Origin of the sequence: Rhodococcus sp. 5A-K4 (assembly GCF_046097995.1) — a bacterium.
Lineage (GTDB): Bacteria > Actinomycetota > Actinomycetes > Mycobacteriales > Mycobacteriaceae > Rhodococcus_F > Rhodococcus_F erythropolis.
Genome location: NZ_JBJURM010000036.1, coordinates 42,087 through 64,598, shown reverse-complemented (window position 1 = coordinate 64,598; position 22,512 = coordinate 42,087). Strand labels below are relative to the sequence as shown.

The window sequence follows — 22,512 nt, the reverse complement described above, 5'->3', positions numbered from 1 at the left end:
ACAGTTGACGCGGCTGCTGTAGACCAAGCCTTCGCTGCGCTGCGGTCCGACGAACGCGTGGGTGAGGCTATCGCATGTTCTTCGCCACCGGCGTACCGAGACCTTTCCCGCGGGGCGAAGGGCGCACGCATTCGCCGCCAACTCGCGTCGTACGCCCAGCGCTTCGGTGCGAAAAGCGAGACGATGAGCTTCTTCGGCCCGATCAATTACGCGGATCTCGCACCACTCGAACCGAACCAGTCAACAGTGACCTGGCGGGGGCATCGCGTCATTCGAGATCGAGAAGCCCATACTGCAGCGCGGGTTCTTCACGCGATCAACCATATAATCGACGCCGACGACGACCTCCTCTCCGATGCAATTCCACGTCGAAAAACACTATTGGGCAAGGTGTCCGGATTTTCGATCCTTGTCGACGGTTGCCGGACCGTACGTGAGATCGCTCATGATGAGGCTGTGCCGCTGTCCGCGGCCCTTGACCACGTGCGTGCAGGGCTGCGATCCGGCCGGCTGATCCATGACCTCACTCCACCCTCGACTCTTCTCGACCCGTGGGGGTGGCTCGAACATCGATTGGCGCAGCGCACAGCCGCCGGCGACCCGAGCGACGCGCATCAGACCGTCACAAAGGTACGGGAGCTACTCACCGCGTACCCGTCAGCTCCCGCACAGACGAAGCTAGCCCTACAGAACGACCTCGACTCGATGATCGAGTCCAGCCGGGCCAGCGGCGATCGCTTTTACAATGACAGGGTCGTGGTACATGAAGCCGCGGTGGGCACCGCCGAAGCGACTCTGCGCGGCGACTTGGCGGCTGACCTTCTGAAGGTCGTCGCGCCTGCACTGGATCTGCTGGCCTATCAGGCAGATCTCACACGCGAATCCACCAATCGCGAGCTCGCTGCGCGGCTCGGCAATCGAGTGGTCCCGTTGGCCACCGCGCTGCGAGAAGCCGGAGACTTGACCGTCCAGACCGCCGACTGGCTGACCGACTACATCACAGCCGCACTACAGAACATCGACCCAGACACTGCCGTGGTCGATCTCGCCGAGTTCCTCGACATCCCGCCCGCGCCGCGGGACCCGGTTCTTTGCTCGATCGATATGCTCCCTGCGACCGCCGACCTGGCGTGCTATCGGCCCGGATCGACACCACTGGTTCTCGGCGATATCCACGACGCGGCGCTGCTGACTCCGTGGGCACTGCGGTTCCATCCCGATTCCGAGCACATACTGCTCGACCGTGACGCGGCCATCGAAGTGGCACTCGGAACGCAAACCGCGGTCAATGTCATCCCGCGGCGCAGCACGGGATTGCCTCCGCTGGAATTCCCTGGGTTGGTTTTGGAACTCGGAGGCACAGCTGCCGACCCGACCCGGGGACGGATCGGGCTCGACGCACTGCAGGTCCACAGCGACGGGGAGCAGGCGATCCTCGTCGATCGCGCTGATCCAGAACGCTCACTGCTATTTCACAACGGCGAACTCGACAGTGGACTGCACACAGCGCTGGCATTGCCCCGCATCAGGCGCCCCGTTCTGCCTGATCTACCGCATGTTCCGCGACTGACGTGGCGCAATGCGGTACTGAGTCGACGTACGTGGAAGCTGCCCTCAGCCGAAATTCCGCAGCCGAACACCAAGATCGGCGAGACCAGCCGACTTCTGGCGGTCGCGCGAATGTGTGCCACGCGCAACCTTCCGACCCGGTTTTTCGCGAAATCGCCAGCCGAGCGAAAACCCATTTTCGTCGATACCGCAACACCGTCGCTGCTGGATGCATTGACCCGACTGGCCGCGACCTCCGAGACCTTAACTGTGAGCGAAGTTCTGCCGACTCCAGAAGAGGCCTGGTTACGCGACGGTGAGCTGCGCTTCGCCGCAGAACTGCGGTGTGTTTACGTCCGGAAAGGAGCGAACCAGATATGACGATGCCACAAGAACCACTGCTGGTGATCCCACCGCTATCCGATCCGACGCGAACAGTCGCCGACACAGGCCTGCGGATCCTCGACCTCAACGCGAAATTCAGAAACCGCGCTGCCGACCCAGCCCGACTGGGTGCGGCCGCCGACACGGCCAATCCGCTCGATGCACTGTTTCTGCACGCTGCCACGGCGACATTCGCTCGGCAACGGCGAGACGAAGCAACCTTACGAGCGATGGGAGTGGCGCTGCGGTCGATGACTGCGTACGACGACGCCCTGCGGATGACCGCTGACGATGTCGAGATCGTCGGCGGCAGCACCGAATCGAGCAGTGATGTAGCAGACGCGGGCCGGCGTACGACGCTGTTCGGACCGGAGGTAGCACTCGCTGCCGATGCCGCAGCCTGCGGTCCGATTCGCGTCCTCGTCGACACAGACCAGCAACTGCCAGCCGCGATCGCCATCGTCCTCGGTTCGGAATCGAACCGGACCGAGCTTTGCGGAAGGTTCGCGCACACCCACCGCGTGGCATTGTCCCGCCTACCCGAACTACGCGGCGCGACAATCTCGGCGTGGGTTCCACGCTGGCAGTTGGCACCGCAGTGGTCCGAGGGGGAACGGGTCACCGTGGTTACAGACCCGGCCGATCCGCCCCAGGGCGAACCCTGGGTCGGATGGCTCGACGTCGCGTCGCTACTCGAACTGCCCGCGTCGGATTTGTCACTGTGCCGGGGCATGGTCCTCACTGCTGCGGCTCGACCCGGCCGGACTCAATTCACCAGTGGCCTCAACGGCGCGACCGTCGATATCGCCGATGTCGTCAGCCGGATGCCGTGTGACATTCCGGTGCGTGTCGAGCTTCTCGTCGGTGCACCAGGGGTGGAGTACGAGAAGATCAAGGAGACAGCACAGGGCCTTGCCAACGACGACGAACTTCATCTCGCCGGCCTTCGTCCGTTCCGTCTCGGCGTGAACGCACACGGTAGCTGGGGTGGTCGTCAACTGATCCACCGTTCGCAACCACGAAGCCGGGATCTGCCCAGAAGTCGAGACTTCGACGCTGCGGAGACTATTGAAGCCCAGAGGATTTCGGGAACCATAGCTGAGCTTCTGGCGGAATTCTCGAACATGGTGGAGCTTCTGCCGGGTCGTTTCGCGGCCGCTGTGCCGATGACCGCGACAGGACAGGACGGCTGGTCGGCCAACGCTCAGGTTGTGCGCAACGACGGACCAGGCCCAGACGGCCGGGGACCGGGGAGCTTTGTGGTGAATTTGCGCTCAGGAAGCGCTTTTCGCGTGCACCCTCGTCTTTCTTCGGTCGTGGACCGGCTCGCGCGCGGTGACAAATCGGTGGCGCAGCAATTATCCGAACGGGTTCGTGACCGGCTATCCGGCCAACTGATAGTGGCCGGCGCATGGAGAGGGACGCTGTGACCAGACAATGGCGCGTAGGGCGCGTTTTCGTCCTACGCCACGCCGGAATGCCGTTCGACTGGCTGGAAGCCTTCACCGCGGACGCAGAACTGCTCGCCGCCGCGCAGGACGTGCTTGATCGCGAAGCAGCGCTGCTGGCCGCAGTCGGTGCACAGGCCGACACAGTGCGTTCCGCGGTGCGCCGAGGATCCGGCGCTACGCTACCTACTCTCGCCAACCCGGACGCTCGTGCAGCGTCACGGGAATGGACCGTCGCTACCCGGCGCTTCGAGCTCGCCTACGCGGACGCAGACGCTGCCGCGGGCGATCAGCTGCGCGAGGTGCTGTGTCGACCTGAAGTCGGCGAGGCAGTATTTCTGTCAAACCCCGATGCATACCGAAATATGCTGGTGCCCTATCTGTCCCACAAAGGTGCCCTGAACTCACGGTGGCGCCGCGTCCGTCGACAGATGTACACCTACGTCCAACGATTCTGCGCCAAGAACGAAACTGTGAGCTTTTTCGGGCCCATGGCGTATGGAACAGCGGGTGGAACGACTCGACTTCACCGAGACCGCCCCCGAATAAGACGCGTCTTCCTGTCTGAATGGGCCGTCCGTACCCTGATCCGCGCGATAGCCCGCGACACACGACTACTACCCCATCTCCGATTCCACCCCGTGGCGGTCAGCGGCGGCGCGGCACCCGTGACATTCTCCGCGCTCCAGGTAGGCGGAACCCGGTTCGTCGACCTGGTCCGCGCAACCGGTCGTCCATCCAAAGAAATTGCTGCCGACCTGCGCAAACTGCTTGCCGATGGTGCCGCCGATGTCGAACTCGGCGGAGGAGAATATGACACCGCTCCCCTCAGAACACTGCGCGACCAACTCGACGCGATCCCGCCGATGCCCGCCAAAGACGAGTGGATCGACCGTATCGACGAACTCGAAGGTCTGCGCGCGTCGATGGAAGACCAACCACTCGACAAGCGCATAGCTACCGTCGCAACCTTGGAACAGCGCTTCACTGAGATCACCGGTAAACCGGCCCGGCGAGGACAGGGCGCGACTTATGCCGACCGTGCGATCTTTTTCGAAGAATGCTCCTCCGAGTTCGACCTTGAGATCTCCGAACATCAACTGGCCGAATGGGAACGACGCCTTTCGCCGCTACTTGAAGTGGCAGTCGCGCACGGCGCTGAAACCCAACAGGAGGCGGTAGCGGTGGTCCGTGGCGCGCTCGCTGATTCCGGACATGATCCTGACGATGCTATGACACTCGCGGCCTGGTCGACGCGTGCAGCCGCCGCCTTGGAAAAACGAGAGGTGAGCACTTCGCGATTCCGCACAGGACACGCCCCCACCTACTCCGGCGACGCCGCCGATGCGGAGATCGCCACGCTACTCAAGAAAGCCGCAGCTCTGCGCGGGGACCGCTATGCCGTGGTCGACCTGTGCCCACGAGCCATCGACGAACATGCACTCTCCGAAGCCCCGCTGATCGTCGCGCGTACACACCACCACCTCCTGGTCAACAGCTGGCTTGCCACCATGTTCGACAATCCAGACCAGTTCGCCGCTGACGCAAACGACTGGATCACCAGCCGGGCCGACGACCTCGTGGGCCTCGATTTCGGGCGTCGAAACAAGGGCTACTACCGATTTCCTGGACCGGAGGTCGCCTTCCGGCCCCTGTCGTGGGCCGATACTCGACGAAAGGACCTACTGACCGCAGACGATGTGACAGTCACCCCAGTCGGCGATCGGGTTGAACTTCAGGATCGCCAAGGCCGCCTCTTGCGTTGCTATGTGCCTCTGAGCGATTTCGTGAAGTATCCACCCACTGCTTCGCTTTCACATCCGCAGGTGGTCCATCCTGTGTTCTCCAGCGACAAACAACATCAACCCGAGGTCGAAATCGCAGGCGTGGTTGTGCAACGGGCCCGGTGGGAGGTCTCGACGGACGAGCTCACCGCTACGACCCCTTCCGGTCGATTCCTGAACCTGCGACGACTGGCTCAGCTGACCGGCTGCCGGTTCGTCTTCTGCCGCAGCGAGACTGAGCGAAAGCCATACATGTTGGATCTGGCGGCGCCCTTGGCTGCCGATCTGCTCGCCCACATCGCCAAAACACCCGGTGTGCTCCACATCGAGCCGATGTCACCCGAACCGGAGATGCTGTGGCTACGTGACCAGCAGGGGCGTCGCTACACCAGCGAGGCACGGATCCAAGTCATCGGCCACGACACCGAGGAGACACAGTGACCAGCGTGCTGTTCGCCGAGAACACTATTCGTGGCGTCATGCGAATCGATCCGACCGGCACTATCGAGCGTGAGAACCACCGAACCGCGGGTGGCTGCGTAGAAACAGTGGATACCACCGGGATGGGTGAGCACCGCGCGGCGGATGATCCGGCACAACTTCCACCTGAGGCAGCTGCAGCATTGGCGCATGTCCTGGCACAATCTGTCGACGCGTTCGCCGCGCATTGTGAACCGATTCTGCGCGAGCTCGCTCGCGAGACCGGCGCGGTACTGCGATTCGCCGGACTACACCAGCGAGTAGTTGCCGGTAACCCGGAAACCCTGGTCGAAGATCAGCGCAGATATGCCTCCGTGGAGGTCGAAGTCGACACACCACGTGGACCGGTTTCCGAGGCGCGCTTGTCGACCAGCACTGCACTAGAAATAGAGGGTATTGCCGCGCTGGTCGACGAACTGCGCACCCGAGCGCACCTACCGTCCGTCGAACCGGACGAGATCGCTTGGCAGCACGCGGATCTGGTCCTACTTCCGGGACGAGCCGGAGCGTTCTTCCACGAGCTCGTCGGTCACCCGCTCGAAGCTGACGTCCTGGCGACCGGGACCAGCTGGCTGTCTGGTCGCAGAGGCGAGGTGATCGGCCCGCGCTGGTTGACCGTTATCGACGGATCGAGCGAGGCAGCGGGAGGCTTCCACAGCGTTATCGACGACGAGGGGACCACATCGACACCGGCGGTTCTACTCGATAACGGCCAGGTTGGCGAGCCGATGACAGACGCTATGTCGGCCACGCGGCTCGGCTTGCGGCGCAGCGGACACGGTCGCCGTCTGAACTATCGACACCCTGCGATCCCGCGGATGACGCACACCGTCGCGACAATCGAGCCGGGCAATGCTGCAGAACTCCCGGTGCGACCGTACCTCGCGCCATTGGGGCTACGCCTGGAGTCGATGAACCTCGCCACCGGCGATTTCGTCTTCCGCGCCAACGACTCACTGTGGTGTGAACCGGGCGCAGTGACACGTCGATTCGGGGCGATCGAGATTCGCGGCGACGCAGGTACCACCCTCGGCGCCCTGATGCCGGTCGACCCAGCGATCCAGGCTTACGGGAGAGCTAATCGCGGCTGTGGCAAACTCGGCCAATTTCCGCTTCCGACGTCGTTCGCCAACGCTGGAATGAGCCTACCCGCCAACACGATCAACGTGCGGAAGGTCCTCCATGGCTGAAATTGACCAGACCACCCACACACTCCTGGCCGGCCCACGACGGAACCGTTCGATCGACACCCTCGAACTACAGCGCGACGACTCGGGTGCGGTCGTCTCCTCGATCCGGCTCGGTAAAAGCGAGCAAGGTTTCGACACAATCGAACCGGTCGCAGCAGTGATCAGCACACTCGATCGGTGGAGTACTGATCATGGCGTTGCCTTGCAAAGCGCGATCGTCACCGTGCGGCAACGTCAGGACTCCCGACACACAAGTGTGCTCGCGCGGCTCGAAACTGCGCTCGGCCCGGTCCTGATCGGGACAGCGACTGCCGCGGATCCCACCGAACTCAGCGACGCGCCCAGCCTCGCTCCACCGAAGATGCCGAACAGGTTGGACGAGCCTCCCACAGACTGGGCACGGCTACCGCTGTGCTTGCGACCGGAAGTGGCCGCTGTCCTCATCGCCGGAGCGGGGTTCTCGCTGTTGTCTGCCAAGGGAACCTCGACTCGCCAGACGATGACGGGCCGCAAACTGCTACCAGGACTCACTCTCACCGAAGTGCCCCTGTGGCCCGCCGAAGGAACACCCAACGACCTCGGCGGCATGGCAGCGGCCGTCGAACTGATCGACAACGGACGAGTACTCGCTCCGGATCCTGCACCACGGCGGGTGTGGAATCACGACCTCGGAACCACGGTTGCCCCGCCCATCACCGGGTGGCGGCTCACCGGCCCGAAAGCGATGGAGCCGCCGCGGTACATCGAACTCCTCCACTGTGTGGAGGGACTGCAGCGCTACCACTCCCGAGGCAATGTCCGGCTCACCTGCCTTGCCCGCGAGAGCGAACACGGCACATGGTTCTCGCTGACTCTGACCGGCCGACCGATTCACCTACTGCGCCACGCGATGGGGATCACCGGCACGGTCTCCACCGTCTACACCGATGCCGAAGTGACCACATCAACTGTGTTGCTGCCTTCAGCAGAAACGCTCAACAAGAAGGACCGCGATGTCATCACCGTCAGTCAGCCATGATTTCGCCATTGTGGGAGGTGGCATCGTCGCAGCCTGCCTCGCCGACGAACTCGCCAAGACCGGTGCCTCGGTTGTCGTCTTCGACGCGGGCGCTACTGCCGGAGGTGCGACCCCGCGTGCCGCAGGCGTCGCCGTACCGTCGTTGCGCTACCTCGGCGATCAAGAGTTCTATCAGTGGCTCTGTTCTGCCAGCGAGGATCTGGCCTCCGATATCGCGACGCTCGAGCCGGAGTCTGGCCCATTCTCCATGGCTCGTCCAATCCTCCGGGCACTGCGGCGAACCGACGCAGACCAGTACGCAGCCAGCCTCGCCGACGTCGACGGCAGGTGGGTCGAGCACGCCGAGCTCGCTGAGATCGCGCCCGGACTGAGCCTTCCCAAAAGCCGGCAATACATCCTCAGCGACGGGCTGATGGTGGACGGGGCCGGATATCTACGCGCGGTACGTGATCACGCACTCGCCCAGGGCGTCACCTGGTTACAGGGAACCGAAGTGCACGCACTCTGCGACGACCTGTCCGGAGTCGGCGTGACGACGAGCAGCGGCGTGTTCCGGGCCGAGCGCGCAGTCGTCGCAGCCGGAGCATGGAGCAGTTCCCTCGGAGCACCAGACGTGACCCCGCAGCGCGGTCAGATGATTCTCCTGCGTACAGAGGTCAAGCTGCCCGTGATCTTCTCTTCGGCGCTTTACCTCGCGCCGGCAATCGGTGGTGGTGTCCTAGTCGGTGCTACCGAAGAACACGCGGGCTTTGACGAAAGAGTCACTGCCGGTGGAGTATCGGGTCTGTTATCGTTCGCGACCGCGGCGATGCCAGCACTGGCGAGTGCCGAACCTGTCGAACTGCGTGCCGGACTACGCCCCGTGACCGCGACAGGTCGGCCGATCGTGGGCGCGATACCGGAACGCCCCCGACTCTTCGTCTGCGCCGGGCACGCCGGTCACGGACTATTGAGCGCTCGAGCCACCGCAATGGGTCTGGTTTCCGGTCTCACTGAAGACGACTGGGAGTCACTGCCGTACAGCATGTGCCCCAGCAAAGTCACTGCCGAATCGGCGCGGTGATCGCCGTGATACGCATCGATCATGTTTTGCTCGGATCTCGCAGCATCGAGCCGTTGCGAGATCGGCTACGCGACGAATTCGGGTTCGGCATCTGCGACGGCAGCCCCAACCCGGATGGCACCGCCAGCTGGATCGTACCCATGTCCACCGACGAGGTGCAGTACCTGGAACTGCTCGTAGCCCACGACGAGAACCTGCTCGCTGGCACTGAGTTCGGGCGACTGTTCCTCGAACGCACAGCCGACGGGCCCACACTTCTGAACTGGGCTGCTCTGGTCGACGACATCGAACAAGTAGCAGCACGTATTACCGCCACCGGAGCGTCTGCGGATCTGCTCACTGGCGAGTCGGTACGCGCAGACGGGGGAGTGGTCCCCTGGGCAGAAGCCGGATTTGCTACCTCGTGGTCCATGCCCGAGCGGCCGTTCTTCCTGGCCTACGGAGACATGGCGACACGGCTGGAACGGGTGCCCGCCGACCTCGATGCCGCGGCCCACGATCACGTGCCGACCGGTATCACTGGTATTCGGGTACGTACCGCAGACACTGCCGAGTGCCGCGCGTGGATGGGCGGCGAGACCCCGGGCATCGAGATCGTCGAGGATCTCATCGGAGGCATCGAGGAGGTACGGCTGGAGACAGCAGAAGGCCAGGTGGCTCTCCGATGGTGACGGATTTACCGATGCTGTACGCAATTGTCACCGGTGCCCCGCCAGCCGGAGGAGTCGGCGCACTGGTGTGTGCCGCCCAAGCAGACGGGTGGCAGGTGGGGATAATCGCCACCCCCTCTGCCATGCCGTTCCTCGACGTCGAAGCTCTCATCGCGATGACCGGATATCCCGTGTTGTACACCTTCAGGGCCCCGACCGAACCGGAGCCGTTGCCGCCTCCGGATGCGGTTGTCGTGGCCCCGGCCACGGCCAACACGATCGCCAAACTCGCGGCCGGACTGTCGGACACGCTCGCCACCGGCCGATGCGCCCAAGCGATCGGTGCAGGCATTCCTCTCGTGGTTGTCCCGTTCAGTACTCGGGACCACTTGGCTCATCCGGCGATCGTCGCAGCCATGTCCTCGCTGCGGGCCTGGGGTGTGACAGTCCTGTACGGAGAGCAAGTGTGCTCCATGCCCGCAGGCGGACCGACAAGCGCTGCGCCCGAGTCCTTCCCGTGGCGGCTTGCCTGGGACCACCTTCGCGCAGAGTGCGAGGGACCGGACAACGATCAGCGGAAGGCGGCACAATGAACACGTCCGTAGTAGTACTCAGCGGCTCGCTGAGCCGCGGCTCAGCGAGCAACCGACTCGCGACCTGGTGCGCGCAACAGTGCGCGCCGCATATCGACGCCACGGTGTTTCACGGTTACCAGCTCGAATTCCCTTTCTACACACCGGGCCGGGTGGGATCGACGACAGTCGACCTGTACCTGGATGCACTCCGCACTGCCGACGGTGTCATCGTGATTTCCCCGGCATACCACGGCAGCATCTCGGGGCTGTTGAAAAACGCCTTGGATTACATCAACGAGCTGTCCACCGATACCCGCCCTTACCTGCAAGGACGGGTATTCGGTTGCGTCGCCGTCGCCGGTGGGGAACAAGGCGCGGCCAGTACGTTGGCCGCCCTCCGTGCGATCGGCCACGCGCTACGCGCCTGGCCCACCCCTCTCGGCGTCGGAATCGCCCGGCCACCGTTTACCCCAGAGGGGCTACCCGCCGACCCAACAGTCTCCCAGCACTTGCCGACCATGCTCGACCAAGTCATGGAAATGTCACGGGCGCTGAACCGCAAGGAGCAACCGCTCCCAGCCGGGACAGAGTGATGAACCGCGACATCGCGGTGGCCCGCGCACCCTCGCGCCGCTCGATCGCGCCTGAAATTATCACCGCGACAGTGGCATTCGTCGGTCTGCTGATTGTCTCGTTGGTGTGGACTCGCCCCGCCGGGGCAACGCCGGCGCTGTTCGCGCAGTTGCTGCTCGGTGTGACCGTAGTCATTGTTACCTGTCGGCTCGCTGGTCGTGCGGCAGTCGGGCTGGGCCAACCCCGGGTAATCGGAGAAATCGCTGCCGGAATCGCCCTCGGACCGTCACTGCTGGGGCAGCTGTGGCCCGGTGCTGTGGAAGCGCTGTTCCCGGATCAGGTTCGGCTACCAATGAATTGGCTCGCCCACCTCGGCATGGTCCTGTTCTTGTTCCTGGCAGGAATGGAAATCGACCCGAAACTGTTGCGGCGCAGCGGCCGCATCACTACGTCGGTCAGTCAAGTCGGCTTTGTGTTCCCGTTGCTGCTGGGAGCGTTGTTCGCGCTGCTCGTATACCCGCACCTGGCACCTCCCGGTGTGCAGCTGCTCCCGTTCGCGCTGCTGGTGGGGGCGGCGATGAGTGTCACCGCCCTGCCGGTTCTCGTCGTGATCCTCAGGGGTAGCCCACTGCGAGGTAGCGCATTGTCGACCATCGCGGTCACAGCGGCCACCATCGCCGATGTACAGGCATGGATTCTTCTTGCACTGGTTGCAGGCCTGGTCGGCGGCGTCGCTGGCGGGCTACTCCCCACTATCGGACTTACTTTCGCGCTAATGGCGGGATTGATGTTGGTGCGGCCCTGGCTGCGCGCATTGCTGAACAGCCAGGTTATTCCCCTCCCGATCCGCGTTGTCATTCTGACTGCCTGCGCTGTCGGGTTCGCCGAACTGGCCGCTTTGGCTGGGATGCACGCAGCGATAGGCGCGTTCGTCTTCGGGTTGCTCGTACCCCGCGTCGGCGGTGTCGCGGAGCGGTCGATCAGGCTGCTGGGTCCAGCCGCCGCGATCCTATTGATGCCGTTGTTCTTCGCGGGCAGCGGAATGGCAACGGATCTAACGACACTCGGTGCGGCAGGTGCGCTGTGGGGATGGTTCGCCGTTGCTCTCGCTCTAGCGTTCGTCGGCAAGTATGGAGGAGTCGCGCTTGCCTCACGTGCAGCCGGCGCGTCGTGGTCGGATTCGGCGCGGCTCGGCGCGCTCCTGAACTGCCGCGGCATGACGGAGCTGGTCGTACTGGGTATCGGGCGGGATCTTGGTCTGCTCGGGCCCGAATTGTTCACGATTCTGGTGCTCACAGCGTTCGTGTGTACCGCAATGACATGGCCTGCGCTCGCCGCGGTTGATCGATTCAGCCCCAGCGTCCAGGTCGCAAACTCTCGTTGAAAGGTCTTCCCATGTCCGTATACCCCCTGACCGACCTCGACCGTTTGCTCGCCAGCCTGCCTGACGACGACTCGACCGCAGTACGGGAATGGTTCACCACCTCGAACGGCCTCAGCGCCGACACCGAGAGCGAGGCCGACGACTTCCGCGACATCTCGGCGACTCGCCCATCTGCCGATGATCCCCGTGCAATCCGCCGCATCGGGATCATCGGCGGCGGCACCGCCGGATACCTCACCGCGCTGGCATTGCGCGCCAAAAGACCCTGGTTGGAAGTGACTCTCGTCGAATCCAGCGGGATCCCGATTATCGGCGTCGGAGAGGCGACGACACCGTCGATGGTGCCGTTCTTGCACCACTACCTCGATATCGACGTCGAGGAGCTGTACCGGGAAGTCGCCCCCACGTGGAAGTTGGGCATCCGATTCGATTGGGGCCCCAAACCCGCCGGCTTCATGGCACCGTTCGACTGGGGTTCGAATTCGATCGGTGTGTTGGGCTCGATAGCCAGCCAAGGCGACATCAACGCATTCACCCTCCAGTCCTTGCTGATGGCACACGATCGAGCGCCGGTCTTCGACCTGGGCGATGGTGAACACATATCGTTGATGAACCACTTGCCTTACGCCTATCACCTCGACAATGCTCGATTCGTCCGGTACCTCACCAAACTCGCGGGTAGTCGCGGCGTACACCACCTCGATGCCACTGTCGATCAGGTCGTACTCGACGCCGAGGGCTGGGTCGATCACCTGGTTACCGCCGACAACCAGCAGATCGTATTCGACGCCTACGTCGACTGCTCCGGCTTCCGATCGCTGTTGTTGGGTAAAGCGCTCGACACCCCCTACGTGCCATTCACCGACAGCCTCAAAACCGACCGGGCGATCACCGCCGTCGTGCCACACCACGGCGCGATCAAACCGTATACGCGAGCGACAACGATGGACGCCGGCTGGTGTTGGACCATCCCCACGCGCACCGATGATCACGTCGGCTACGTCCACTCGTCGCAGTTCATAGACGAAGACGCTGCTACTGCGGAGTTGCAGCGGCTCTACCCAGACGCACATTCCTTCAAGACCGTCCGGTTCCGCTCCGGCAGACACGAGGAAGCATGGCGCGGCAACGTTATCGCGATCGGCAACTCGTATGCTTTCGTCGAACCGCTCGAGTCGAGCGGGTTGATGATGATCACATTGGGCATCATGTCGCTAGTTGGATCGCTACCTGCGTCGTGGGATGAACCCAGCCCCCGCGCCGTCGTCAACGCCGCACTTGCCAAGAAATGGGACGAGATCCGTTGGTTCCTGTCTCTGCACTACCGCTTCAACACCCGCAAAGACACCGAGTTCTGGGTGGACGCACGGGCCAACACCGACGTTTCAGGTCTACTGCCGTTGCTCGAGGTGTATGCGGGCGGTGCCCCGCTGCGATTCCGGAACCCAGTAGTGCGGGGGTTTCTGGAGTCCACCGCGCCGACCTTCTACGGCCTCGATGGGGTCGACTGCCTGCTGCTCGGACAGGAAGTGCCGACGAAACTGTTGCCGCAGAACGAATCTAGCGACGCGTGGGCAGCACGCAAAGCATCCGCCGATGCGCTCGTCGCACTCGCTCTACCCACCGAGATGGCATTGAAGGCCTTCGATCTGGATCCGCGGCTCAATGCAGCTGTACTCCGCTCCCGAGGTAGTTGGGCAGGGCCGCGTGGCGCCGAGCGCCTTGTCGCGGCCGAACCTGCCGGCCCCGCAGGTACACGAGCCGAGCCGGCATGAGGCAGATGCCGAGTACCGCGGCTTTTGATCTGCTCGGTGCTGAGATAGGTGAGCGGTGCCGTACCGCAGTCGACAACTGCGCCGACGAACTGCGCGAACTGTCGCACGCTATACACGCCGACCCCGAAACGGCATTCGACGAGCATCGTGCGGTAGGACGCTGCACGGATCTCCTGCGGGCGAACGGTTTCCGTGTTCGCCACGAGGTCGGTGGATTGACAACAGCGTTCTGCGCCGAGTATGGATCCGGGCCGTTCGTTGTCGTGTTCTGCGCCGAGTATGACGCGCTGCCCGAAATGGGTCACGCATGCGGGCACAATATGATCGCCGCCGTCAGTGTTGGAGCAGGGCTCGCGCTGCGCGATGTTGCTGACGAACTCAACATCACCGTACGAGTCTTGGGGACCCCAGCCGAAGAATCCGGTGGTGGAAAACTCGTTCTGCTGGCCGACGGCGCCTTTGACGACGCCTCGGTGTGCCTGATGGCACATCCTGCACCGGAAGAGAACTGTGCGCCGAGGTCGCTCGCGGTGATGGACCTCGAGGTCACCTATCACGGTCGCGCCAGCCACGCCGCCTATGCCCCACACGCCGGCATAAATGCCGCGGATGCGCTCACTGTCGCCCAGGTGGCGATCGGGCTGGCGCGTCAACATCTGAAGCCCCGGCAGATGGTGCACGGGATCGTGACCGACGGCGGGAATTTACCAAACATCGTCCCGGAGCGTACCCGCGCATTATTTCTGCTGCGGGCATCCGATCTCGAGGACCTGCAGAATTTGAGGGACCGGATCATAGGGTGCCTACAAGCCGGGGCGTCCGCGACCGGATGCACTTTCACCGTCGCCGAGCCGACCCCGGCCTACGCAGAACTCACGCACGACCCCTGGCTCGTCCATGCCTACCGCAGTGCTGCGCGCGCTCTGGGGCGCCCGTTGCTCTCCGAGCAAGCAGAGGCCGAAATTCCTACAGGTAGCACCGACATGGGCAATGTCAGTCGGGTGGTTCCGAGCATTCATCCCACACTGAGCATCGACTCTGGCGCGGCGGTCAACCACCAACCCGAATTCGCCTCGGCATGCGTCTCCGAGTCGGCCGATCGCGCAGTACTGGACGGGGCATTGGGCCTTTGCTGGACCGCTGCGGCCGCTGCAGCCGATGTGGATCAGCGGGCACGCTTTGATCAAGCACGGGCCGACCGGTTGCGAGAACGCACTCGATCGACGGAAGAGGGGTTGTGATGACGGTGCATCTGGCTATTGACCAGTCCGAAGGAGTCGAAGAACAGAGGAAGAGCCCTCTGATCAGAGAGGTCGTACTGCCCGATCGAGTGCTGCGAATCCAATTGCGTCCGTGGGCATTGCTGCGAACCCCGGGATTTTCCGCACAGTTAGCCGACACCGCAGCGGACACACAACGCTTGGCTGCTATCATACGCATCTTGGACAGCGAGGCCGCACTCGACGCGATCGCAACCGATTTCGACGAAGCGGTCGCACCGAGGCTCGACGAGTTCGCGAATAGACAGGAAAATCGGCAGCGGACGCAGCGTGCGGTACGCCACGTCCGTCGACTGCTGACCGCACGTGCTGAACTGGACATGCGCGCCACGGGCCTGTTGCTCAGTGCAGGCAGTGATGATTGGGCGAGACGGTGGACCGAGGCCGTGCAGGGCTATCGATCACTTCTGGCCCCATACGAGGCCACGGAATCAGGGGCGTTGGCCGCAGCCCGATCGAAAGTGCGCGCAGCCTTCGCCGATGAGCGTATTCGCCACGCGGTCTTCGTCTCCAATCCCGACTTCCACGATCATGCCGCCACGGTCTGGGACCGTGCCGAGTCGTCGAACGCATCGTCTCGTCGCACCCTCGCCACGTTGCACCGCTATCTGCGGCGCTTCAGCACCCGGTGCGAAACAGTGTCGTTCTTCGGGCCGGTCCAGTTCGTTGCACTCGACAGTGCGGTAGTGGAGCCGCTGGCGATCGATGAGCCTGGCCCCGAGCGGATCACCGTCGAGGCGAGCAGCTGGCTGGTTGAAGCATTGACCAGGCACCTCACTGCCGCTTCTGCTCCCGCGGACCGATCAGTACGACGCAATCCGCTGTTCGCTGAGCTTCCTGACGGCCGCGGCCTGCGACACGTCGCCAGCGGCCGCAATTTCCGCGTCGACGCGCACAAGCTCACAGTGTGGCGGGCAGCAGATGGTCGCACCGCCGAGGAAATGGCCCATGCGTTGGGCTGGACAGTCGATGAAGTGTTGGCCACAGCAGGCTCACTCGGTGGAGCACTGTCGGTTCTCGCCCACCCAACCGCGTCCGTAGAGCTGCATGCACTGACGCGTCTGTCCGAGATGACCGAGGACCCCGTCGTGGCAGAACTCGCGGCGGCGCGTGATCGCTACGCAACCACAATGTGGCCGCAGAGACGCGAAATGCTCCTCGATGCACGTCGACTAGCGGGTGAGTTGTCGAACGGGACAGTTCGCCGACAAGAAGGCAGCCACTACGCCGATCGGGAGATCTTTCACGAGGATCGAACTGGCCCCCACAGCGAAAAGATCCGAATCGGCGGTCAAGCCCTGGAAGGAATCGCCGACGCCCTGCGATCAGTACTGTCGATCTGCTATCTAGGAGCCTTGTTGCGCCGCGCCGACGCGCGGGCAGCACTGCGGAAGGCGCTCGGGGGTAAGGCCACACCGTTGGCAGAGCTGACCAGCCTCACGCTGCCAACAGAGGGGCCGGCCATGCGTGATTTTCGAGACCGGCTCGAGTCGCTTTTCGAAGGTAGCCCCAATATTCGGTCGGGCGACCTACATGACGCGTTGGCAGACCTGTGGTCATCGGTGCCACACGACGCTGCGGCGGATTGCTGTTTTCCGAGCCCGGATCTCATGGCACTCGGCCCCGACCTGTCCACGTCGTCGTGGCTTTTGGCGGAACTACACGACGACTGCAGCTCGATTTACGGTGGGCTGGAATCTCCGTTACACAGCGAACCTGATCGGCTATGGAACGAATTTTCCACCGACGTCGCAGCCTTGGTCGGCGATCATGCCGCAACCATCGTGGGCCGCCGGCGCAGCGCTCACGTCACACCGGAGCTCCCCGGTGTGTCAATCGAACTGGCGGGACGATCCAGCAAGGAACAGAATGACATCGTCCCGATCGCTGAGGTCGTCGTGGTGCCTGAAGGCGACGCGGTGCTCATCCACGGACGCAGGCGCAGGCTATACCCGGGAGATCTCAACGCGCCCCTGTACTGCGCCCTGGCACTGCCGGCCGTTGTGCCAATTCGCATCGGCTCCGGTGCGCATACTCCGCGACTGACCATCGACGGCACCGTGTACCAACGCGAACAATGGCGATGCCATATCCCCGAATCTGGTAACGCGCTCGACCTGCACAGGCTTCGACGTCGCCTCGGTCTACCGCGGCGCGTGTTCGTGCGGTACCCAACTGAACCCAAGCCTCTGTACCTGGACTTCGCCGACCCGATGAGCCTTCGAGAAGCCGCGCGGCACGCAGGCGCAGAGGTCAGTGTGACCGAGATGCTGCCGGTACCCGAGGATCTGTGGTGGCCACTTCAAGAACCTCAATGCGCCGAACTGCGAATCGGCTGTTCGATCACCCCCTTCAAGAGAGAATCGAAATGACAATCACCGGAACAGGTTTGGACGCACTTCTGGAAGACCGTTCACAGGAATACCGCGCGCGGGTCCACCATCGCTTGGCCACCGAGCGGGTGGTGTGGTTCACCACCGTGAACGCGCGAGGTGTAGCAGCACCGAACCCGGTGTGGTTCTACTGGGATGGAACAAGAATTGTGGTGGCCCACGACAACAGGGCGCACCGTTTGACGCACCTGCGCCGCAACAGTGACGTTGTGCTGCATTTCGACTGCGGTTCTTTCGGACGTGACATCGTCGTGATGGAAGGTAAGGCCGATCTAGCCGCAACACCCGACAGCGGACCGGATACCGGGTACCTCGAGAAGTACCGCCAGCCGATCGACGAAATGTTCGGGGGGGTGGAGGCTTTCCTGCAATCGCATCGAGCCCTGACCTTCATCCAGCCGACGCGTCTGCGTGGATGGTGATAGTAGATTTCACACCGCAGTTGCCGCAATGAGACTTGTGCGTTCGCTTAGCGAATGCTCTACACGATCGAGGCGGAATCCTGCCGATGTCAGCAGGTCGGCGGTTTCCGCCTCGGTTCGCTCACGTCCGCCGATGATCATCAGCAGATGAAGGTCCAACAGACCACGCGCTGCGGGTTGTCCAGGTCGGCGTAGACCACCGACAATCAATAACGCGCTTCCCTCCCGCATCGCTGCTCTGCAATTGGCTAGCAGGATCGCGGCATGAGCGTCATCCCAGTCCGACAGCACCCGGCACAGAACATAGATATCGCCACCAGAGGGAACTCGCGTCAAGAAGTCGGCGCCTTCGACGCTGGCACGTTTCCCAAAATGCGTCAGTGCATTGGCGGCCCGCTCGACGACTCCCGGTAGGTCGACTACGAGAACACTCAGATCAGGATGAGCGGCGAGCAGGGTCGACGCGAGCTTGCCGTTGCCTCCACCGACGTCGGCGACCATCGTCGCCCCATGCAATGCCGGGTCGCCGGTGATGAGCTCGCATGACTCAGTGACCGAGTCCGCCATCGCTGCGTCGAAATCCGCGGCCGCATCAGGATTGCTGGCAAGATGCTGCCAGAAGGAAGTCTTGAATACTGCGTCAAAGGCAGGTCGCCCGGTCCGGATCGCGTGCGCGGATTCTTGCCACGCCGCATACTGCGTTCCCGCCGAGGTCGTTGCCCATCGAGCAAGTGAGCCGGGTGCGTCGCGCCGCAACAGCTCGCCCGCGGGGGTGAGCGAGTAGTAGCCACCCGTTCGAGTGACCAGACCGACCTCGAGCAATGACTCGAGTAGTCGACCGGTTGCCGATGGATGGGTTCGGCATCGTACGGCGAGTTCATCGGCCTGAAGGGGGCCATCGGCGAGTGCATCAGCGATGCCGAGGTCAGCGGCAAGGACCGTCACCTTGGCGCGCCGGTAGCCGGTCACCAGCTCTCGGACATGTTGTGCGGGATCGGATACCGAGGAGGATCCTGGCTGGCCAGCAGAGTGGGAAGCGGAGTTCATGAGCGTCTCGATCCTGAATCGATGCGGTAGTGACTAGTTTTTCACGAATATATACGGTATCGTAAGTCGGTACCATAATACGGTACTGTCATACCGCTTTTGAAGGGCAGAAACTCCAGCGGAATTCGCTTAGGGGCACGCCGCGTCATGTCCGAGACCGCGGGCCGTGGGGATCTGCCGGACGTGTCGACTCGAATCACAAGAAGTAAGGAGTGCAATCGGTGAACGTGAAAGATGGTCGGCCTGGAGTGGCCTTGGTGGACGTCGCAGTTTCCGATCCGAACGGTGCAAGCGAGTTCTACGGTGAACTGTTCGGCTGGGAGTTCGACCCTGAGCTGTGGCCCAACGGCTACCGTTACGCACGCGTGGACGGTTCGATCGTCGCAGGTATACGTCCTTTGAACGAGCAGGAATCTGCCAAGTGGGATGTCTACTTCGGAGTCGATGATGTGGAAGCCGTCGCCGCAAAGATTTCTGACCTGGCTGGGCGCGTGGTTTTTGGTCCTAATGACGCCGGTGGTGCCGGCAAAGTCGCGATTGCTCTCGACACGGCGTTCGGAGCCTTTGGGCTCTGGGAGGCAGGTGCAGGGTGGGACTTCATCCAGGGCCGTGACAACGCGCTGGTTTGGTCGGAATTGGTCACGCCCGAAGCCTCAGTGGACGAGTTCTATTCATCGGTGTTCGGCTTCGAGACCCGTCAGATCGGTGAAGGGGCTTTCGACTACACGATTTGGACTCTCGACGGCGACACCTCGGTCGGTCGGTTGAAGTCTTCCGACGGAGAAGATGCCTCTTGGACACCATATTTCGGTGTCAATCCTTCGGTTGGCACTGACAAGGTCGTTGCCCGAGCGGCCGAGCTCGGCGCGCAGATTCTGTTCGGCCCCGCGGATATCCCAGCGGGACGCGTCGGGACTTTGCGAGATCCTTTCGGCGCGCGATTCTCCCTTGTCGACCTGTCCCGTTCTACTCGTTGATGCGGTCGGCCTCTCCGATGAATACAGATGAACCCGTTCACGCCAGCGCTGCCCGTATGTACGACTATTACCTCGGTGGTACCCATAACTTCGCAGTGGACCGTCAGCGTGCAGAAGAAGTCATCGCACTGCTGCCGATAACGCCGATGATCATGCGAGCCAATCGGCAGTTCTTGCGGCGAGCAGTTCGCTTTTGCGCAGAGCAAGGAGTGAACCAATTCCTGGACCTCGGCGCGGGAATTCCGACCGAAGGTCCGGTGCATGAGGTAGTTGCTTCAGTGACGTCGGACTATCGGGTTCTTTACGTCGACAGTGAGGAAGCTGCGGCCGTCTACGGTAGAGAAATACTCGGCAGCGACCCGAGGTGCGCATTTCTGCACGCGGACATCTGCGATACCGACGCCGTCCTGGACAGTCCGGAGGCCAAAGGCCTTCTGGATCTTTCTCAACCAGTGGCAGTACTGCTGTTCTCGGTGTTGCAGTTCGTTCCGGACGCTGCTGATCCATGGGGTGTGGTAGCGCGCTATCGAGATCGACTGGCCGAGGGTAGCCACCTTGCGCTTTCCCACGCCACAGCCGAAGGTTTACAGGCACAGTCCGGTGATGTGACCGCAATCTATTCCAAGACCGATAATCCCATTCGATATCGCAGCGATGAGGATGTCTACGCCATGTTCGAGGGCTTCAAACTGGTCGAACCCGGGATGACACGCATACCGGAATGGTGCAGGCCCGGTAATGAGTTGGATGGAGAGTATGTCGGAAAGGTCTTCGGCCTTGCTGGTGTCGGAGTCAAGGCGGGCACCGCGTCAGAGGCAACGGGCGGACCTGGGGGTAGGGTTCGTCGATGACTTTTGCTCACACCCGGCGGCGACGTGCAGGCGGCGAACGCAGGCAAGCTGTTCTCAAGAACGTAATCGAGGTCCTCGCCGAGCGGGGTTACTACAATACCCGTTTCCGAGATGTTTCGGATGCAAGCGGGGTCGCTATCAGTACGTTGCAGGGGTACTTCGGATCGCGGGAAGACATGCTGGTCGAGGCCCTACAGGCGGCGACCGAAGGCGAGGTCACCGAGATGCGTCGAGTCAGTGAAGGCATCGAGGACCTGTGGCAGCAAGTGGTGCTGTTGGTTGATCGTGGCATCGACACCCCGACTCCGGTGTGGCGCATGCTGATGGAGTTCTGGACCGCTGCAGCTCATGACGACGAGTTGCGGGCCGACAGCATCGGACTCCAAGCACGCTATCGAGAACCGTTCGAAACGACGTTGCAACTCGGCGTCGACACCGGAGTGTTCCATCCAAAACATGACATTGGATCGGTCGTTGACCTGGTGGTCGCCGCCCTCGATGGACTCTGTTTTCCGCGGGTGCTGCAACAGCCGTACCCGCAGTTCGAAGGCTTTCGGGCTGTTCTGCTCGATCAGCTCGCAACGACGTTAGGGGTACAGACGTGACAGTTCTGGTAACCGGCGCGACAGGCAAAGTGGGTTCGCAAGTACTCGCCGAGCTCGGCCACCGTGCTGTGGGGGCACGGGCGGCCGGCCGCAGTTCCTCCCCTCCGTTCGATTGGCAGAATCCGCACGGTTGGGAGCAGGCACTCGTCGGTGTCGACAAAGTATTCCTTGTTCTTCCCGGCGGCGACGACGGCCATCGCTCTGTCCGCGGTTTGGGCGACGGCGCCATCACATTCCTGGATGTACTCGAGCGATCGAATGTTGAGCGAGTCGTCGTCATGACCGCACTGGGGATGGAGTATGCGCCGGAGACGGTTGATCAGCGCCGGCTGGAGTTGCGGGTGCAGGAATCATCGATCGACTGGACGATCGTGCGCCCGAATTGGTTCCACCAGAATGTTACTGAGGGGCCGTTGCGAGATATCGCCGCTGCCGCGGCCGGAACGCTTCGGATTCCAGTGGCTGAGGCCGCCGTGAGCTTCGTCGACACCCGAGACATCGCGGCAGTGGTGGCCGAGGCGCTCCTCGCAGAAGGTCACGTGGGCAAGGAGTATGCGTTGACCGGGCCAGATTCGCTCACGTTCCGTGAATTGACCGCGTTGACTGCCGGAACCGGAATTGGCGTGGAAAACTATGAGGCAGTGACGGTCTCGGAGTTCGAGCGTTTCGCGCTGGAACTCGGCTGGGATGCCGAGTACATCGACACGTTACTTGGTCTGTTCTCGACAATCGCGGACGGACACGCAGCGCCGACGACAACCGATGTCGCCGACGTATTAGGAAGAGCGGCAAGCACATTCGCGGATTTCGTAGTGTCCACGGCCAGCCTGTCGCAATGATGTTCACTGATCGGGTCGCTCGTGGCATCGCAGCCGGAGAGATCACCCACGTGTTCCGACGCTGGGCCGTGCCGAGAGTACGCGTAGGCAGCACGCTTCACACCACCGCCGGGATCGTCGAGATCGAGTGCGTAAATCGGGTCGACATACGGGAAATCTCGGACGAAGACGTTCGCGCAGCCGGAGAACAGAATCTAGCCACACTTTCCGCGACTCTTCGCGGTGC

At 62.7% G+C, this 22,512-nt stretch carries 19 protein-coding genes; 18 read left to right on the top strand and 1 reads right to left on the bottom strand.

Annotated features, from left to right (window positions below):
* The 14 genes from ACKAMS_RS30285 to ACKAMS_RS30220 form a co-directional block, all read left to right on the top strand.
* A partial coding sequence (locus tag ACKAMS_RS30285; RefSeq protein ID WP_408989963.1) for a lantibiotic dehydratase occupies nt 1–1,929 on the top strand: 1,929 nt, incomplete at its 5' end.
* Nucleotides 1,926–3,362, top strand: coding sequence for a hypothetical protein (locus ACKAMS_RS30280; RefSeq protein WP_118604038.1), 1,437 nt, complete (start codon nt 1,926–1,928; stop codon nt 3,360–3,362). The genes ACKAMS_RS30285 and ACKAMS_RS30280, both read left to right, overlap by 4 nt.
* Nucleotides 3,359–5,605 carry a lantibiotic dehydratase gene (locus ACKAMS_RS30275; protein WP_118604041.1) on the top strand — a complete coding sequence of 749 codons (2,247 nt, stop codon included), beginning with the start codon at nt 3,359–3,361 and terminating at the stop codon, nt 5,603–5,605. Before ACKAMS_RS30280 ends, ACKAMS_RS30275 begins: the two co-directional genes overlap by 4 nt.
* Nucleotides 5,602–6,834, top strand: coding sequence for a metallopeptidase TldD-related protein (locus tag ACKAMS_RS30270; protein ID WP_118604044.1), 1,233 nt, complete (start codon nt 5,602–5,604; stop codon nt 6,832–6,834). Before ACKAMS_RS30275 ends, ACKAMS_RS30270 begins: the two co-directional genes overlap by 4 nt.
* Complete coding sequence (locus ACKAMS_RS30265; RefSeq protein WP_118604047.1) at nt 6,827–7,852, top strand: hypothetical protein; 1,026 nt, start codon at nt 6,827–6,829, stop codon at nt 7,850–7,852. The genes ACKAMS_RS30270 and ACKAMS_RS30265 overlap by 8 nt, the downstream gene beginning before the upstream one ends.
* Nucleotides 7,827–8,915, top strand: a complete 1,089-nt coding sequence (locus ACKAMS_RS30260; RefSeq protein ID WP_118604050.1) for an FAD-binding oxidoreductase — start codon at nt 7,827–7,829, stop codon at nt 8,913–8,915. Before ACKAMS_RS30265 ends, ACKAMS_RS30260 begins: the two co-directional genes overlap by 26 nt.
* Nucleotides 8,912–9,586: a VOC family protein gene (locus ACKAMS_RS30255; protein WP_202975883.1), complete on the top strand. Its 675-nt coding sequence runs from the start codon at nt 8,912–8,914 to the stop codon at nt 9,584–9,586. Before ACKAMS_RS30260 ends, ACKAMS_RS30255 begins: the two co-directional genes overlap by 4 nt.
* Nucleotides 9,580–10,158 (top strand): flavoprotein, encoded by a 579-nt coding sequence (locus ACKAMS_RS30250; RefSeq protein ID WP_118604052.1) that lies wholly within the window; start codon nt 9,580–9,582, stop codon nt 10,156–10,158. Before ACKAMS_RS30255 ends, ACKAMS_RS30250 begins: the two co-directional genes overlap by 7 nt.
* Complete coding sequence (locus tag ACKAMS_RS30245; protein WP_118604055.1) at nt 10,155–10,733, top strand: NADPH-dependent FMN reductase; 579 nt, start codon at nt 10,155–10,157, stop codon at nt 10,731–10,733. Before ACKAMS_RS30250 ends, ACKAMS_RS30245 begins: the two co-directional genes overlap by 4 nt.
* On the top strand, nt 10,733–12,097 hold the full coding sequence (locus ACKAMS_RS30240; RefSeq protein ID WP_118604058.1) for a cation:proton antiporter: 1,365 nt from the start codon (nt 10,733–10,735) through the stop codon (nt 12,095–12,097). Before ACKAMS_RS30245 ends, ACKAMS_RS30240 begins: the two co-directional genes overlap by 1 nt.
* Before the next feature lie 11 nt (nt 12,098–12,108).
* Complete coding sequence (locus ACKAMS_RS30235) at nt 12,109–13,872, top strand: tryptophan halogenase family protein (protein WP_118604061.1); 1,764 nt, start codon at nt 12,109–12,111, stop codon at nt 13,870–13,872.
* 5 nt (nt 13,873–13,877) lie between these two features.
* The gene (locus ACKAMS_RS30230) at nt 13,878–15,113 is read left to right on the top strand and encodes a M20 family metallopeptidase (RefSeq protein WP_118604064.1); all 1,236 of its coding nucleotides are present in this window, start codon (nt 13,878–13,880) and stop codon (nt 15,111–15,113) included.
* Nucleotides 15,114–15,313: 200 nt separating this feature from the next.
* Nucleotides 15,314–17,524 carry a lantibiotic dehydratase gene (locus tag ACKAMS_RS30225; RefSeq protein ID WP_147343756.1) on the top strand — a complete coding sequence of 737 codons (2,211 nt, stop codon included), beginning with the start codon at nt 15,314–15,316 and terminating at the stop codon, nt 17,522–17,524.
* The gene (locus ACKAMS_RS30220) at nt 17,521–17,967 is read left to right on the top strand and encodes a pyridoxamine 5'-phosphate oxidase family protein (RefSeq protein WP_181991958.1); all 447 of its coding nucleotides are present in this window, start codon (nt 17,521–17,523) and stop codon (nt 17,965–17,967) included. The genes ACKAMS_RS30225 and ACKAMS_RS30220 overlap by 4 nt, the downstream gene beginning before the upstream one ends.
* A 9-nt stretch (nt 17,968–17,976) precedes the next feature.
* On the opposite strand, the gene ACKAMS_RS30215 is transcribed toward ACKAMS_RS30220, so the two are convergent.
* Nucleotides 17,977–19,014 (bottom strand): methyltransferase, encoded by a 1,038-nt coding sequence (locus ACKAMS_RS30215; RefSeq protein WP_118604076.1) that lies wholly within the window; start codon nt 19,012–19,014, stop codon nt 17,977–17,979.
* A gap of 221 nt (nt 19,015–19,235) precedes the next feature.
* Between ACKAMS_RS30215 and ACKAMS_RS30210 the strand changes: the two genes are divergently transcribed.
* Genes ACKAMS_RS30210 through ACKAMS_RS30195 form a run of 4 tightly spaced genes read left to right on the top strand, consistent with a single transcriptional unit; the run spans nt 19,236 to nt 22,286 of the window.
* Entirely contained in the window at nt 19,236–19,991 is a 756-nt protein-coding gene (locus tag ACKAMS_RS30210) for a VOC family protein (RefSeq protein WP_141751367.1), read from the top strand.
* A 17-nt stretch (nt 19,992–20,008) separates the two neighbouring features.
* Complete coding sequence (locus ACKAMS_RS30205; protein WP_083291413.1) at nt 20,009–20,842, top strand: SAM-dependent methyltransferase; 834 nt, start codon at nt 20,009–20,011, stop codon at nt 20,840–20,842.
* A complete protein-coding gene (locus ACKAMS_RS30200; RefSeq protein ID WP_070160024.1) occupies nt 20,839–21,447 on the top strand; it encodes a TetR/AcrR family transcriptional regulator in 609 nt (202 codons plus the stop codon). Before ACKAMS_RS30205 ends, ACKAMS_RS30200 begins: the two co-directional genes overlap by 4 nt.
* Nucleotides 21,444–22,286 carry an NAD(P)H-binding protein gene (locus tag ACKAMS_RS30195; RefSeq protein WP_070160022.1) on the top strand — a complete coding sequence of 281 codons (843 nt, stop codon included), beginning with the start codon at nt 21,444–21,446 and terminating at the stop codon, nt 22,284–22,286. The genes ACKAMS_RS30200 and ACKAMS_RS30195 overlap by 4 nt, the downstream gene beginning before the upstream one ends.
* The last annotated feature ends 226 nt before the right edge of the window (nt 22,287–22,512 follow it).

Coding starts and splice junctions, on each gene's coding strand:
- ACKAMS_RS30230 (WP_118604064.1), top strand. CDS start 13,878: ATGCCGAGTACCGCGGCTTTTGATCTGCTCGGTGCTGAGATAGGTGAG.
- ACKAMS_RS30245 (WP_118604055.1), top strand. CDS start 10,155: ATGAACACGTCCGTAGTAGTACTCAGCGGCTCGCTGAGCCGCGGCTCA.
- ACKAMS_RS30265 (WP_118604047.1), top strand. CDS start 6,827: ATGGCTGAAATTGACCAGACCACCCACACACTCCTGGCCGGCCCACGA.
- ACKAMS_RS30200 (WP_070160024.1), top strand. CDS start 20,839: ATGACTTTTGCTCACACCCGGCGGCGACGTGCAGGCGGCGAACGCAGG.
- ACKAMS_RS30215 (WP_118604076.1), bottom strand. CDS start 19,014: ATGAACTCCGCTTCCCACTCTGCTGGCCAGCCAGGATCCTCCTCGGTA.
- ACKAMS_RS30205 (WP_083291413.1), top strand. CDS start 20,009: ATGAATACAGATGAACCCGTTCACGCCAGCGCTGCCCGTATGTACGAC.
- ACKAMS_RS30235 (WP_118604061.1), top strand. CDS start 12,109: ATGTCCGTATACCCCCTGACCGACCTCGACCGTTTGCTCGCCAGCCTG.
- ACKAMS_RS30250 (WP_118604052.1), top strand. CDS start 9,580: ATGGTGACGGATTTACCGATGCTGTACGCAATTGTCACCGGTGCCCCG.
- ACKAMS_RS30220 (WP_181991958.1), top strand. CDS start 17,521: ATGACAATCACCGGAACAGGTTTGGACGCACTTCTGGAAGACCGTTCA.
- ACKAMS_RS30280 (WP_118604038.1), top strand. CDS start 1,926: ATGACGATGCCACAAGAACCACTGCTGGTGATCCCACCGCTATCCGAT.
- ACKAMS_RS30240 (WP_118604058.1), top strand. CDS start 10,733: ATGAACCGCGACATCGCGGTGGCCCGCGCACCCTCGCGCCGCTCGATC.
- ACKAMS_RS30260 (WP_118604050.1), top strand. CDS start 7,827: ATGTCATCACCGTCAGTCAGCCATGATTTCGCCATTGTGGGAGGTGGC.